The following is a 14,660-nucleotide window of genomic DNA, read 5'->3' as shown; positions in this document are numbered from 1 at the left end:
GAGGGTTGGGGTGAGGGGTCGATTTCAAAGCCCCGACTTCAACCGACTAAACGCCCGTATCAACGCCCGGTTAAACGCCTTGCCATTGTCATTCTTGCTATACAACGAAGCCCTCACCTCGGCCGACGGATACGTCCCCGGGTCATTGCGAATCGCCGGATCAATCAAGCCGTCCGCCGCCGTAATCGCATTGGCGTAATGGATGGTGTCCGTGATCGGCGCGATCACCTCCGGTGTCATCAGATAATCCATCAACGCCAGCCCCGCCTGAGGATGAGGCGCATCCTTGGGAATGACCATCGCGTCGAACCAGATTAACGTGCCCTCCTTCGGTATCTGATAACTCAGCGTGAACGGCTTGTTCGCAGCCTCAGCCTGTCCCGCGGCGATGGCCACATTGCCGTTCCACGACATCGCGACGCAGGTGTTGCCATTGGCGAGGTCGCTGATATTCAGGTCATTGTCGAAGTAGCGGATGTAGGGCCGGATCTTGGCCAACTGCTGCTCGGCCCGTTTCAGGTCATCGAGGTTCTGACGGTTGATGTCCAGCCCCATGTACTTCATGACCGCGGCGAACACTTCGTTGGGATCGTTGAGCAAACTCACCCCGCAATCGGCAAATTTTGACACCACTGCTGGGTCGAACAGCATGGCCCAACTGTCCCGTGGTGCGTCGGGCAGGCGCTTCTTGATCGCCTCCTCCTGATAGCCGACGCCAGTGGTGCCCCAGGCGTAGATCCCGGCATAGCGATTGCCCGGATCGAACACCGCCATGTGCTGGCGGAACTCGTCACCCACGCCGGCAAAATGCGGCAGCTGTTGCAGGTTCAGGGTTTGAATCGCACCGCTCTGGATCGCCCGGGACAAATGCTGGCCGGCGGTCAGCACCAGGTCATAGCCGCTGCGGCCGGTGAGCAGTTTGGTCTCTGCGGTTTCCAGGGAGTCGAAGTGGTCGGCCACCACGTGGATGCCGGTTTTCTTCTCGAAATTGGTCAGGGTGTCCGGGGGCCAGATACTCGCCCCAGATGTACAGATTGACCACCGGTTTGGCGGTGTCGGCGGCCTGCACACACAGGGGTGCGAGCACCAGCAGTAATGCTTGAGTCAGTTTGTGCAGGCCCATTTTCAAACTCCCTTTTTGTTGCAGGCACTGCCTGCGTACTGCGGCATGGTGATACAGGCGACGTTACCGCCGCCAAGGAGGATTTCCCGAGAGTTTTCGATACCGACGATTTTATGTTGCGGGAACAGTTCGGCGAGGGTCGCCTGTGCGGCCTGATCGTTGCGATCGCCAAACAACGGCACCACGATTGAGGTGTTGCCGGCGTAGTAGTTGATGTACGACGCGCAGATTTTGGTCCCGGCCTGACGGGTGTGCGTGCTGTCTTGCTGATCCAGGCCTTCGGCTTCCTCGGCGGTCCATTCCAGCACATCCGGTTGCGGCAGCTTGTGCACTTTCAACTCGCGGCCACGGCTGTCGCGGGTGCTGCGCAGGATGTCGTAGGCCTCCTGGTAGATTTCCCATTGCGGGTCATCGCGATTATCGGTCCATTGCAGCACCACTTCACCGGGGCGCACGAAGCACGCGAGATCGTCGACATGGCCGTCGGTTTCGTCAAACTTGCAGCCCCGTGGCAGCCAGATGATTTGCTCGGCGCCGAGGTAATCGGTCAGTCGGCGGGTGACTTCTTCCTTGCCCAAATGCTGGTTGCGATTGCGGTTGAGCAGGCATTGCTCGGTGGTCAGAATGCTGCCCTGGCCGTCGCTCTGGATACCGCCCAGTTCAGCAATCAGCGGCGCGCGGTAGCGGTCGAACCGTTCGATTTCGAGGATTTTGCTGGCGATTTGATCGTCCTTGTCCCACGGGTAGTACAAGCCGCCATCGAGGCCGCCGTATGCGTTGAACTCGAAGTCCACGCCGCGCACCTCACCGCTGTCGTCGTTGACCACAAAGCAGGGGCCGCTGTCACGGAACCAAGTGTCGTTGCAGGTCATTTCCACCACCCGCGCGTGAGGCGGCAGTTGGCGGCGAGCGGTGGCGAACTGCGCGGCGGAGGCGCACACGGTGACCGGTTCGCTCCGGGAGATGGCGGTGACGATCTGCACCCAGACTTTCTGCGCCGGCTTGGCGCCATTGCGCCAGACGTCGGTGCGCTCCGGCCAGCCGAGCCAGCAACCGGACTTGGTTTCGAACTCGCCGGGCAAACGGAAACCATCGAGTTTGGGGGTGGAGTCGAGCAAACGTGCCATGGTCAAACCTCATCAGCGGGGATTGGAATGACCACAGGCTACGGTCGCCGGCGCCCTCCTCGCCAACGATGAATATTTCGGAATACTTGAATTCAACTCATCAATCGATCAGTTGATCGTTGAACCATTCCAGCATCTGCGCCACTGCCGGGCGCTCCAGCCTCACTCGCTCACACACCAAAGCATATTGGCCGAGTGCAGTCATGCTTGAAGTGAACGGCCGGACCAGACGACCGCTGAGCAAATCCTCCTGCGCGGTCAAGTTATCGCCCATGGCCACACCCTGGCCTTGGGCCGCTGCTTCCAGCGCCAAACCGGCGTGGGCGAAATACAGCTGCCGTTCCGGACGCTGATCGCCGGCATGGCTGGTGAGCCAGGCGGTCCAGGTCTTGCCGTCCTGATCGTCGTGCAGCAGGCAGTGGCGTGCCAGATCCTTCGGCGTTTTCAACGTGCCCTGATTGAACAGTCCGGGGCTGCACACCGGGAAGAACTGCAAGGCCGGCAAGGGCCTGACGAAGTACGCGCTGCTGTCCACCGGGCCAGTGCCGTAAGTGATCGCCAGGTCGATGTCTTCGCCCGGCGCCGTGGCGTCGATCGGTTGTTCGTAGAGGTGCAAGGTGATGTGCGGATAGCGCGCGTAAAAATCCGTCAGGCGACTCATCAACCACTTTTGCGCCAGCTCGGCAGTTACCGCCAGGCGCAACACCGCCAGCGATGACGGGTCACGCAGCTCATCGCAGGCATCGCCGATCAGTTCGAAGGCCTGCTGCAAGCTTTGCATCAGGCGCCCGGCGGCCATCGTCGGGCGAATCTGCCGGCCTTCACGGATGAACAACGTCACGCCCAATTGCTCTTCGAGCTGGCGAATCTGATGGCTGACGGCGCTGTCGGTGACGCACAACTCCGCCGCCGCCCGACCGAAATGGGCGTGACGGGCGGCGCATTCGAAGGTTCTGAGTGCTGCTAAAGAAGGCAGTCGTCGCATGATCAAGGTCCCGATTTCGAGGCACCATGCTGACCCGGCGGACAGTGGGCGTCCAGTGGGAGCCGAGCTTGCTAGCGATGACGGCGGCACATTCACCACAAATCCAACGCCCCATCACCCTCCCTTATCGACCATGACATCCCCCCAAACCCGGCGCATGTTGGTGCCTCAACCGGAGGGATTCGCCATGCTCAACGCACTCAAACAGATCAACTCAACCTCAGCCTTTAACCGCTGGGCCGGTTTCGAAGTCACTCGCGCCGAGAGCGGCGAAGCCGAACTCACGATGGCTTTTCGCGAGAGCGATATGGCGCAGTACGCAGGCTTCCTGCACGCCGGACTGATCGGTGCCCTACTCGATACAGCCTGCGGTTTTGCCGCAGGAACAGTCGCCGGCAACGTGCTGGCATCGCATTTTTCAGTGAACTGCCTGGCACCCGCCATCGGCGAAGTGTTCATCGCTCGGGGTCAGGTGGTGAAGGCTGGCAAGAAGCAGGTGTTCGCCCGCGCCGAGTTGTTCGCGCAAACCGGCGATCAACTGAAACTGGTGGCGACCGGCGACGCGATTCTCGTACCGGTCGAGGGGCGCTGAAGGTCTAGGCTGTCTTGGGTAAGTTCCAGACCTGTCGGAGGTTCCCATGCAGCTCGAAGGTTCCTGCCATTGCGGCGCGGTGTCGTTCAGTTTGACCAGCGCCCACCCCTACCCGTACCAGCGTTGTTACTGCTCGATCTGCCGCAAGACTCAGGGCGGTGGCGGTTATGCGATCAACATCGCTGGCAATGCCGCCAGCCTCAAGGTGCGCGGTCGCAAGCACATCTCGATTTACCATGCGCGGCTCAAGGACGAAGGGGATAAACGCGCCCGCCGCAGCACCACCGAGCGGCATTTCTGTTCCCTTTGCGGCTCGGGATTATGGCTGTTCAGTCCTGAATGGCCGGATCTTGTTCACCCATTTGCCTCAGCCATCGACACGGCGTTGCCGGAGCCACCCGAGCGCACGCACGTGATGCTCGGTTCGAAAGCATCATGGGTGGAAGTCCAGACGCAGCCCGCTGATCGACAGTGCGATGTCTGGCCCGAAGAGTCCATCGCCCAATGGCATGAGCGCCTGGGTTTGAGCCGCTAAGACGGTTCACAGTCTTTGACAGTTTCCCGACAAAGCTGTCAAAGATTGCTGGCCGACAGCCGCCTAGCATAGGCGCATCCAAATTCCCTCGGGTGCTCCCATGTTTCGCTCCTGCGCAGCAGGTTGATTTTCGGTCGAAAGCGTCAGGCCGCGGCTGGCACACCGCTGTGGAAACGAAACTCCACGTCCGGCGACTCGATCAGCTCTTGCTCAGCGGCGCGAACCTTGTCGATCACCTGGGCGATGTCCTTGGCGTCACCGTACTGGTAGGCCAGTTTCAGATAACCCTGGAAATGCCGGGCCTCGCTTTTCAGCAGGCCGAAGTAGAACTTGCCCAGCTCTTCGTCCAGATGTGGCACCAGCGCTTCAAAACGCTCGCAGCTACGAGCTTCGATAAACGCACCGACCACCAGGGTGTCCACCAGTTTGACCGGCTCGTGGCTGCGCACCACTTTGCGCAGGCCCGAAGCGTAGCGCCCGGCGGACAGCTGACGCAGCTCGATCTTGCGCTTTTTCATCAGGCGCATGACCTGTTCGTGGTGCACTAGCTCTTCCCGGGCCAGACGCGACATCAGGTTGATCAGATCGACGTGGGAGTGATACTTGGCGATCAGGCTCAACGCGGTACTGGCGGCCTTGAATTCACAGTTTTTGTGATCGATCAGCAGGGTTTCCTGATCAGCCAGCGCGGCTTGAACCCAGCCATCGGGGGTGCGGCAGCCGAGGAACTCGTGAATTTCGGGAAGGATCATGGGGCTCACGGATAAGAGGTTCAAAATCGAAGGGCGCCGATTATACCGGCCTGCCGGCAGACCACCAGTCGCGACCGTTGATATACATCAAGTCCCGAATGGCCAGCCAGCAACTATAGTTGTCCAACGCAGTATTTCTTACTTCATGGAGATCCCGATCATGCAAGCCATTCGCAGCATTCTGGTGGTCCTCGAACCTGAACACCCGGAAAGCCTGGCGCTCAAACGGGCCAAGCTGATTGCCGGCGTGACCCAGGCTCATCTGCATCTGCTGGTCTGCGACCGCAAGCATGACCACAGCGGCATGTTGGGCGTGCTCAAGGCCGCGCTGATCGAGGACGGCTACAGCGTCACTACCGAGCAGGCGTGGAACGAAAGCCTGCACGAAACCATCGTCGATGTGCAGCAGGCTGAAGGCTGCGGACTGGTGGTCAAGCAGCATTACCCCGACAGTCCGCTGAAAAAAGCCCTGCTGACCCCGGCGGACTGGAAACTGCTGCGTTACTGCCCGACGCCGGTGCTGCTGGTCAAAACCTCGAAACCCTGGACTGGCGGCGTCATTCTGGCGGCGATCGACGTCGGTAATACCGATGGCGAACACCGCACCTTGCACTCTTGTATTGTCGATCACGGTTACGACATTGCCAGCCTGGCCAAGGCCCATTTGCACGTGGTCAGCGCCCATCCGTCGCCGATGCTGTCGGCGGCCGACCCGACGTTGCAGCTCAGCGAAACCATCGAGGCGCGCTATCGCGAACAGTGCAAATCGTTTCAGGCCGAGTTCGACATTGATGACGAGCACCTGCATATCGAGGAAGGTCCGGCGGATGTGTTGATTCCGTTCATGGTCCACAAACTGCAGGCGGCGGTGACGGTCATCGGTACCGTGGCTCGGTCCGGGTTGTCAGGGGCGTTGATCGGGAATACGGCGGAAGTGGTGCTGGATGCGGTGGAGAGTGATGTGCTGGTGCTGAAGCCGGATACGATCATGGACCATCTGGAGGAGATCGTGACGCAGCATTGAGATTTTCGGCGCCAGATAGATCGCCTTCGCGAGCAAGCCCGCACATTGGATCTGTGTCGTTCACAGATTTCATGTCCAATGGAGATCCCATGTGGGGCTTGCTCGCGACGCTTTTAAGATTTAACCGCCGAAGGCGTCGCGGAGGAAGCCCGGTGCAATGTAGCGCTGGTAATGCGCCTCGGAGAGCAAAAAGAACTCCCGATCAATAGCATCCCGCAGTTCCGGCAGGTTCCAGTCGCGAAACTCCGGCATCAGCACCATCCCGTAAGCTTCCAGGTTGTTGATGACCCGCGCCCCCCGGGCGATCAACTGATACGCCCAGCAATATTCCGACTGATGCGGCACAAAGCGGATCTTGCGCTGCTCTAGCTGCAGACGCAGGCGCTGGGGATCGAAAACCTCCAGCTTGCTGGCCATCACCTGGGACAGCAGCAGCTCAAGACGCAGCCACACCGCGCGCTTTTCTTCCTCGTTGTAACCATTCCAGTTGATCACTTCATGGTGGAAACGCTTGCAGCCACGGCACACCAAATCACCATAAACAGTGGAGCAGAGGCCGACGCAGGGGGTTTTGATGGTCTGATTGGGCATAGGTTGGGAGAACACGGGAAAGCAGAACAGGTCGGCATGTTAGCCCTTTGTCTAACATTCATCACCCCTCAATCTTGAGGGCCTAACTTACCTTTAATTTTTTTTTGCCGTAGAATCAGCCAGCCTTTTAAGGCGCCAATGTCCGTTAGAAGCTGTTTTCAAAGCGTCACGAGCACAGTCGTTCCTTCAGAGCGGTGTTGGCGATGGGTTTTTCCAGCGGGGAAAAGCCCAACGCCAACCCTCATCAGCTCCCCGTTCTGCAGGCGTAAAACTTTGAAAGCAGCTTCTGTAAGGAATTGTCGGTAATTCTGGCTAAGTGGCCCACAACGCCACGCAGCGCATGAGTACGGCAATTTCGGGATGAGCGTCCCGGACACCCATTTGGGACCACTGATGAGGGTAATAACTGTGCTTGAAGCCTACCGCAAACATATCGAAGAGCGTGCAGCACTGGGTATCGTTCCCCAGCCGCTAAACGCCGAACAAACTGCAGGCCTGGTCGAGCTGCTGAAGAATCCCCCGGCTGGCGAAGAAGCTTTCCTCGTTGACCTGATCACCAATCGCATTCCGCCAGGTGTAGACGAAGCAGCCTATGTAAAGGCCGGTTTCCTGTCTGCCCTCGCCAAAGGCGAAGCAAAATCCCCTCTGATCGACAAGAAACGCGCTGTTGAACTGCTCGGCACCATGCAGGGCGGCTACAACATCGTGACGCTGGTTAATCTGCTGGACGACGCCGAACTGGCGCCAGTCGCTGCCAAAGAACTCAAGCACACCCTGCTGATGTTCGACGCTTTCCACGACGTCGCTGAAAAAGCCAAGAACGGCAACGTTCTCGCTAAAGGCGTGCTGCAATCCTGGGCTGACGGCGAGTGGTTCAAAAACCGTCCTGTGCTTGCCGACAAGATCAGCCTGCGCGTCTTCAAGGTCACCGGCGAAACCAACACCGACGACCTGTCCCCTGCTCCGGACGCCTGGTCCCGCCCGGACATCCCGCTGCACGCCCTCGCCATGCTGAAAATGGCCCGTGAAGGCATCGCGCCTGACGCCCAGGGCGTCACCGGTCCGATGAAGCAGATCGAAGAAATGCGCGGCCAAGGCTTCCCGATCGCCTACGTCGGTGACGTGGTCGGTACCGGTTCTTCGCGTAAATCCGCCACCAACTCGGTGCTGTGGTTCTTCGGCGACGACGTTCCTTTCGTGCCGAACAAGCGTGCCGGCGGTTTCTGCTTCGGCAGCAAAATCGCTCCGATCTTCTACAACACCATGGAAGATGCGGGCGCACTGCCAATCGAATTCGACGTCACCAACATGCACATGGGCGACGTGATCGACCTGTACCCGCATGCTGGCAAAGTCTGCAAACACGGCACTGACGAAGTCCTGACCACCTTCGAAATGAAGACTCCGGTGCTGTTGGACGAAGTCCGTGCCGGCGGCCGTATCCCGCTGATCATCGGCCGTGGCCTGACCGACAAGGCCCGTGCCGAATTGGGCCTGGGCCCTACCGACCTGTTCAAACTGCCTGAAGCACCTGTCGACACCGGCAAGGGCTTCACCCTGGCGCAGAAAATGGTCGGCAAGGCATGTGGTCTGCCAGAAGGCAAAGGCGTTCGTCCAGGTACTTATTGCGAACCGAAAATGACCACCGTCGGCTCTCAGGACACCACCGGTCCTATGACCCGTGACGAACTGAAAGACCTGGCGTGCCTGGGCTTCTCGACCGATCTGGTAATGCAGTCTTTCTGCCACACCGCGGCTTACCCTAAGCCGATCGACGTGACCACCCACCACACCCTGCCAGACTTCATCATGACCCGCGGCGGCGTTTCCCTGCGTCCGGGCGACGGCATCATCCACAGCTGGCTGAACCGTATGCTGCTGCCGGACACCGTCGGTACCGGTGGTGACTCGCACACCCGTTTCCCGATGGGCATTTCGTTCCCGGCCGGTTCCGGTCTGGTTGCGTTCGCTGCAGCCACCGGCGTTATGCCGCTGGACATGCCGGAATCGATCCTGGTGCGCTTCAAAGGCAAAATGCAACCAGGCGTCACCCTGCGTGACCTGGTTCACGCCATTCCTTACTTCGCGATTCAGGCTGGCCTGCTGACCGTCGAGAAGAAAGGCAAGAAGAACGCCTTCTCCGGCCGCATTCTGGAAATCGAAGGCCTGGACAACCTGAGCATCGAGCAAGCTTTCGAGCTGTCCGATGCCTCGGCCGAACGTTCGGCTGCCGGTTGCACCATCAAGCTGTCGAAAGAGTCGATCACCGAGTACCTGAGCTCCAACGTCACCCTGCTGCGCTGGATGATCGGCGAAGGCTACGGCGATGCACGTACCCTGGAACGTCGTGCTCAAGCGATGGAAGCCTGGATCGCCAACCCTGAGTTGATGGTTGCCGATGCTGACGCCGAATACGCTGAAATCATCGAAATCGACCTGGCCGACATCAAAGAGCCTGTGCTCTGCGCGCCAAACGATCCGGACGACGCCCGTCTGCTGTCCAGCGTTGCTGGCGAGAAGATCGACGAAGTGTTCATCGGTTCGTGCATGACCAACATCGGCCACTTCCGCGCTGCCGGCAAGTTGCTGGAACAGGTCAAAGGTCAGCTTCCAACCCGTCTGTGGCTGTCGCCGCCGACCAAAATGGACGCTCACCAGCTGACCGAAGAAGGCTACTACGGCATCTACGGCAAGGCCGGCGCTCGCATGGAAATGCCGGGTTGCTCGCTGTGCATGGGTAACCAGGCACGTGTAGAGCCGAACTCGACTGTTGTGTCCACTTCGACCCGTAACTTCCCGAACCGTCTGGGTGACGGCGCGAACGTCTACCTGGCTTCGGCCGAGCTGGCGTCTGTTGCTTCCATCCTGGGTCGCCTGCCGACCGTCGAGGAGTACATGGAATACGCTGGCAAGATCGACAGCATGGCGGCCGATGTTTACCGCTACCTGTCCTTCGACCAGATCGCCGAGTTCCGTGAAGCTGCTGCGAACGCCAACATCCCGGTCGTTCAAGCCTAACGCTGCAACGCAATAAAAAACGCCGCCCATCGTGAGATGAGCGGCGTTTTTTTATGCCTCAAGAATGCTTATTTCCAAGAAGACCGAGGCGCCTAAATCGCGAGCAGGCTCGCTCCCACAGGTTTTGCGCGGTCCCTGTGGGAGCGAGCCTGCTCGCGATGGCGGACTCACAGCCCCGAAGAAATCATCAGGCAGTCAGCGAATAGATCAACGCCGAAATCGCCACCAGGCCCACCGCCGTCACGAAGACGTTGGAAGCCTGACCGCGATAACGCGCCATGGCCGGAACCTTGCGAATCGCGTACATCGGCATCAGGAACAGGATCGCGGCGATGATCGGGCCACCGAGGGTTTCGATCATCCCGAGAATGCTCGGGTTCAGCGTGGCAACGATCCAGCAGACCACCAGCATGAAGGCGGCAGTCATGCGATCCAGGGTCTTGGGTGCCGGGCGTTTGCCACTCTTCACAATCAGACCTTTAAGACCTTCGCTGGCGCCGATGTAGTGGCCCAGGAACGACTTGGAAATGGCCACGAACGCAATCAACGGTGCCGCGAAGGCGATGGTCGGGTTGCTGAAGTGGTTGGCCAGGTACGACAGGATCGACAGGTTCTGCGCCTTGGCTTCCGCCAGTTGTGCGGGCGACAGGGTCAGCACGCAACTGAACACGAAGAACAGCACCATCACCACCATCAAGGCGTGGGCGCGGGACAGGATCTGCGAACTACGCTCTTCGGCGTGATCGCCGTAACGACGCTTCTGGTCCACCGCGAACGCCGAGATGATCGGCGAATGGTTGAACGAAAACACCATTACCGGAATCGCCAACCACAGCGTGTGCAGCAATGCCGACGGTTCTGGCAGCGTCGACGCGGTGGCGAGAATGCCGCCGTTCCAGTGAGGAATCAGGAACACCGCGAGGAACAGCAGCGCAACAATGAACGGATAAACCATCAGGCTCATGGCCTTGACGATCACCTGCTCGCCGCAACGTACCACCGCCAACAGGCCGAGGATCAGTACGAGCGACAGCACAGCGCGTGGCGGCGGCATGATGTGCAGTTGATGCTCTAGGAAACTGCCCACGGTGTTGGTCAGGGCCACGCTATAGATCAACAGGATCGGGAAGATCGCGAAGAAGTACAGCAAGGTGATCAGCGCGCCAGCCTTGATCCCGAAGTGCTCTTCCACGACTTCAGTGATGTCCGCGCCTTCGCGTCCGGACAACACAAAACGTGTGAGGCCACGGTGTGCGTAAAACGTCATAGGGAACGCCAACACCGCCAGGACCAACAACGGCCAGAAGCCGCCCAGACCCGCGTTGATCGGCAAAAACAGCGTGCCAGCCCCGATGGCCGTGCCAAACAGGCCCAGCATCCAGGTGGTGTCATGGCGATTCCAGCTCTCAAGCGTCGCTGGTGTCGCCGATACATAGCGTTCGTCGACGCTATTGGCCTGATCATTCATCCGGTGGGATCTCCGCATTCCGGTCAGTTGCTACCCGGTCAGGACGAGTCGGAAAAATCCGACAGGCAGCGCCCTGGCCGAAACAGGGGCGCGATTGTCCGGGATTAATGAGCAGAAGCAAAGACTTAGCTGAGGAGTGGTTGTGCGGATCAGATCCTCTGGCACCCTTTACTGAATAGATGTTTTAAAAAATCTATTCAATAAAGGATTGCCGTCATGTAATTTCGATCCCGACTGCTGACCGGCAACCCTAATTTCGGAGCCCTCTCATGCCACTCGTTCGCGTCGACATCAAGAAGCATCAAGACCCGACTTACGCCAAACGTGTCGGGCAAGGCTGGAAGATGTATTCATTAATCTGGTGGAAGTAAAGAAAGAGAACTGGTCCCTCGGCAATGGCATAGCCCAGTACGCCAGCTGATTTCTGCCTTTATGTATACCTGTGAGCCGCCAATGCCCCGAGTCTCCCGCAAACAAGCCGAACTCAACCGCGAGATCATCGTCGAGGCCGCCACGCGTCTGTTTCGCGAACGCGGCCTGCACGGGATCAGTGTCGTCGATGTGATGGGCGCGGCCGGCCTCACCCATGGCGGGTTCTATGGTCACTTCGAATCCAGGGAAGCGCTGGCGCAAGAGGCGTGCAGCCGGGCGTTCACCCAATCGATGGAACGCTGGAAGCAGAAAATAGAGGATAACGACGACAGTCTCTCGGCTCGCGAGAGCATCATCGCGCCCTACCTGTCCGCGGCCAATCGCGATAATCCAGGCGAAAGCTGCCCGGTGACCGCATTTGCCGGCGACATGTGTCATGAAACCGCTGAAAGCGGATTGCACCAGACCTACACCCAAGGGCTGGAGGCATTGTTGCAGATGCTGGCACCGCTGATGGGCGCGGATCAGCCCGAAACCAATCGGCAAAAAGCGTTGGTGGACTATTCGCTGATGGTCGGCGCCCTGACCCTGGCCCGCGCCACCCGTGGTGACGCCTTGTCCGATGAAATTCTCGACGCAGCCCGGACATTTCTCACCTCGGACACGGCCGTTGACACACCCGCGACGCCGCGACGTTGAACGGCGCCTTCGCAAAGGTGTTGAACACCGTGGATGTGTAGGCGCTACGGAACGCTTCTACACTGAGGTCGCAGGCCACAAGCCTGCTATCTTTGGTAAATGCCAAACCGTTGCGGAATCAGCCATTTGAAGCAACGTTTTGAAGCCACTTTCGAGCCCCGACTTTCCGATGCCCACAGGAGCCCAGCATGCCTGCAACCGTTCTGGTACTGGTTGAAACCATCAATGAGTACCTGCCGATTCTCGAACATCAGGGTTTTCACCTGATTCTGGCTCCCACACCTGCCGAGCGCGCCGATGCCATCACACGCCATGGCGCGCAGATCGATGCGGTGCTGACCCGCGGCCCATTGGGCCTGTATGCCGACGAAATCGCCGACCTGCCCAACCTCAAGATCATCTGCGTGATCGGCGCCGGCTACGAACACGTCGACCTGCAAGCCGCCGCCAACCGGGGCATTACGGTCACCAATGGCGCCGGAGTCAATGCCTCTTCAGTCGCCGACCATGCCATGGCGATGCTGCTCTCTCTGGTACGTGATATTCCCCGTTGCGACGCCGCCGTGCGCCGGGGTGAGTGGCCGAAAATCATGCGCCCGTCCCTGGCGGGCAAGCACTTGGGAATCCTGGGGCTCGGTGCGGTCGGAATGGCCATCGCCAAACGCGCCGCCCACGGCTTCGACATGACGGTCAGTTACCACAACCGCCAGCATCGCAGCGATGTGCCGTACAGCTTCCGCTCGACGCCCACCGAGTTGGCGCGGGAATCAGACTTTTTGGTCGTCGCCACCCCCGGCGGCCTGGGCACCAAACACCTGATCAACCGACAAGTACTCGACGCCTTGGGCCCCCAGGGGTTCATCGTCAACATCGCCCGAGCCAGTGTGATCGTCACCGCAGACCTGATCAGCTCGCTTGAGCAGCGCAGGATTGCCGGCGCTGCGCTGGATGTCTTCGACACAGAACCCCAAGTACCCAATGCCTTCAAGACGTTAGCCAATGTGATCCTCACCCCGCATGTCGCCGGTTTGTCCCCGGAAGCCACTCAAGGCACCGTGGAACTGGTAGGTCGCAATCTGGTGGCGTTCTTCTCAGGTAATCCGGTATTGACCCCGATTGCCCTGCCATCATCGATGAGCATGATCTGACTACCATTCAAACAGGTGTATCAAACACAATGATTGCCCGGCAACACGCTCACCTATAAGGGCGTTTCGTGGTTGTGGGTGTCGGGTGTGCGCATTAGATTAGCCAATAGTCTCAGGCCTCCAAAATAAGCAGAAGGGATAAGCATGGCGCTTACTGACCAGTCCACCCGTATCCGCACCGGCGAAGAACTCGATGCCAGCCTGATCGATCCGTACCTCAAGGCCCACATTCCGGGCCTGAGTGGTTTGCCGCAGATCAGCCAGTTTCCGGGCGGTGCGTCGAACCTCACTTACTTGCTGGAATACCCCAAACAGGAGTTCGTCCTGCGTCGCCCACCCTTTGGCCACAAGGCCAAGTCCGCTCACGACATGGGCCGTGAATTTCGCATCCTCAATCAGCTTCGTGATGGTTTCCCGTACTGCCCGAAAACCTACGTGCACTGCACCGATGAATCGGTGATCGGCGCCGAGTTCTATGTGATGGAGCGGGTCAAGGGGATCATCCTGCGCTCCGAACTGCCGCCGGAACTGGGTCTGGATTCGGCGAAAACCGAAACGCTGTGCAAGAGCTTCATCGACAAGTTCGTTGAACTGCACCGGGTCGACTACAAAGCCTATGGCCTGGGCGACCTCGGCAAACCCGAAGGTTATGTCGCGCGGCAAATAAAAGGCTGGAGCGATCGCTACGAGAAAGCACTGACGCCGGACGCGCCGAAGTGGGAAGCGGTCAAAGCCTGGCTCAACGACAAGATGCCGACCGATCACCCGACCTCCAGCATCGTCCACAACGACTACCGCTTCGACAACGTGATCCTCGACCCGAACAACCCGATGGACATCATCGGCGTGCTCGATTGGGAACTGACCACCCTCGGCGACCCGCTGATGGACCTGGGCAACACCCTCGCCTACTGGATCGAAGCCGACGACCCGGCACCGGTGCAATTGATGCGCCGCCAGCCGAGCCACGCACCGGGCATGCTGACCCGCCGCGAGTTCGTCGATTACTACGCCGAGCGTTCAGGCATCCAGATCGACAACTTCGACTTCTACTACACCTACGGCCTGTTCCGCCTGGCCGGCATCGTGCAGCAGATCTACTACCGTTTCTTCCATGGTCAGACCCAGGACAAACGCTTCGCGCAGTTCATTCACATGAACAAACTGCTGGAGCAGATGAGCCTGCAAGTCATTTCGAAATCCAGCCTCTGATCGCCCGCCCTGGC

The 14,660-nt window shown here is 59.3% G+C and carries 12 protein-coding genes and 2 pseudogenes; 8 read left to right on the top strand and 6 right to left on the bottom strand.

Annotation, left to right across the window (positions count from 1 at the left end; all coding sequences use genetic code 11):
* Window positions 1–24 precede the first annotated feature (24 nt).
* From QFX16_RS13445 to QFX16_RS13435, 3 genes and pseudogenes are all read right to left on the bottom strand, one after another.
* Window positions 25–1,123 (bottom strand): annotated as a pseudogene (locus tag QFX16_RS13445) (extracellular solute-binding protein).
* A 2-nt stretch (window positions 1,124–1,125) separates the two neighbouring features.
* Window positions 1,126–2,250, bottom strand: a complete 1,125-nt coding sequence (aguA, locus tag QFX16_RS13440) for an agmatine deiminase (RefSeq protein ID WP_283184301.1) — start codon at window positions 2,248–2,250, stop codon at window positions 1,126–1,128.
* 100 nt (window positions 2,251–2,350) lie between these two features.
* Window positions 2,351–3,235, bottom strand: coding sequence for a LysR substrate-binding domain-containing protein (locus QFX16_RS13435; protein ID WP_033054579.1), 885 nt, complete (start codon window positions 3,233–3,235; stop codon window positions 2,351–2,353).
* Between the two features lie 187 nt (window positions 3,236–3,422).
* Between QFX16_RS13435 and QFX16_RS13430 the strand changes: the two genes are divergently transcribed.
* Window positions 3,423–3,827, top strand: a complete 405-nt coding sequence (locus QFX16_RS13430) for a PaaI family thioesterase (RefSeq protein ID WP_033054578.1) — start codon at window positions 3,423–3,425, stop codon at window positions 3,825–3,827.
* Window positions 3,828–3,873: 46 nt separating this feature from the next.
* Complete coding sequence (locus tag QFX16_RS13425; protein ID WP_283184300.1) at window positions 3,874–4,362, top strand: GFA family protein; 489 nt, start codon at window positions 3,874–3,876, stop codon at window positions 4,360–4,362.
* 143 nt (window positions 4,363–4,505) lie between these two features.
* Here the strand turns inward: QFX16_RS13425 and QFX16_RS13420 are convergent, their stop codons facing one another.
* Window positions 4,506–5,114, bottom strand: coding sequence for a MiaE family protein (locus tag QFX16_RS13420; RefSeq protein WP_046032069.1), 609 nt, complete (start codon window positions 5,112–5,114; stop codon window positions 4,506–4,508).
* 160 nt (window positions 5,115–5,274) lie between these two features.
* Between QFX16_RS13420 and uspL the strand changes: the two genes are divergently transcribed.
* On the top strand, window positions 5,275–6,138 hold the full coding sequence (gene uspL, locus QFX16_RS13415; RefSeq protein WP_283184299.1) for a universal stress protein UspL: 864 nt from the start codon (window positions 5,275–5,277) through the stop codon (window positions 6,136–6,138).
* A gap of 120 nt (window positions 6,139–6,258) precedes the next feature.
* Here uspL and QFX16_RS13410 read toward each other — a convergent pair whose 3' ends face one another.
* Window positions 6,259–6,729 carry a DUF1289 domain-containing protein gene (locus tag QFX16_RS13410; RefSeq protein ID WP_033054572.1) on the bottom strand — a complete coding sequence of 157 codons (471 nt, stop codon included), beginning with the start codon at window positions 6,727–6,729 and terminating at the stop codon, window positions 6,259–6,261.
* Window positions 6,730–7,137: 408 nt separating this feature from the next.
* On the opposite strand from QFX16_RS13410, the gene acnB reads away from it, so the two are divergent.
* Complete coding sequence (acnB, locus tag QFX16_RS13405) at window positions 7,138–9,747, top strand: bifunctional aconitate hydratase 2/2-methylisocitrate dehydratase (RefSeq protein ID WP_283184564.1); 2,610 nt, start codon at window positions 7,138–7,140, stop codon at window positions 9,745–9,747.
* 187 nt (window positions 9,748–9,934) lie between these two features.
* Here acnB and QFX16_RS13400 read toward each other — a convergent pair whose 3' ends face one another.
* Complete coding sequence (locus QFX16_RS13400) at window positions 9,935–11,215, bottom strand: serine/threonine transporter (protein WP_283184298.1); 1,281 nt, start codon at window positions 11,213–11,215, stop codon at window positions 9,935–9,937.
* Window positions 11,216–11,549: 334 nt separating this feature from the next.
* On the opposite strand from QFX16_RS13400, the pseudogene QFX16_RS29715 reads away from it, so the two are divergent.
* From QFX16_RS29715 to QFX16_RS13385, 4 genes and pseudogenes are all read left to right on the top strand, one after another.
* A pseudogene (locus tag QFX16_RS29715) lies at window positions 11,550–11,636 on the top strand (tautomerase family protein); the annotation flags it as partial.
* Between the two features lie 32 nt (window positions 11,637–11,668).
* Window positions 11,669–12,286 carry a TetR/AcrR family transcriptional regulator gene (locus QFX16_RS13395; RefSeq protein ID WP_283184297.1) on the top strand — a complete coding sequence of 206 codons (618 nt, stop codon included), beginning with the start codon at window positions 11,669–11,671 and terminating at the stop codon, window positions 12,284–12,286.
* A gap of 188 nt (window positions 12,287–12,474) precedes the next feature.
* Window positions 12,475–13,434: a 2-hydroxyacid dehydrogenase gene (locus QFX16_RS13390; RefSeq protein WP_283184296.1), complete on the top strand. Its 960-nt coding sequence runs from the start codon at window positions 12,475–12,477 to the stop codon at window positions 13,432–13,434.
* 144 nt (window positions 13,435–13,578) lie between these two features.
* Window positions 13,579–14,646: a phosphotransferase family protein gene (locus QFX16_RS13385; protein ID WP_283184295.1), complete on the top strand. Its 1,068-nt coding sequence runs from the start codon at window positions 13,579–13,581 to the stop codon at window positions 14,644–14,646.
* The last annotated feature ends 14 nt before the right edge of the window (window positions 14,647–14,660 follow it).

Origin of the sequence: Pseudomonas svalbardensis, assembly GCF_030053115.1 — a bacterium.
In the GTDB taxonomy this organism is placed as follows: Bacteria; Pseudomonadota; Gammaproteobacteria; order Pseudomonadales; family Pseudomonadaceae; genus Aquipseudomonas; species Aquipseudomonas svalbardensis.
The sequence above is the reverse complement of the archived record's forward strand: the minus strand, read 5'-3'. Positions and strand labels throughout refer to the sequence as shown.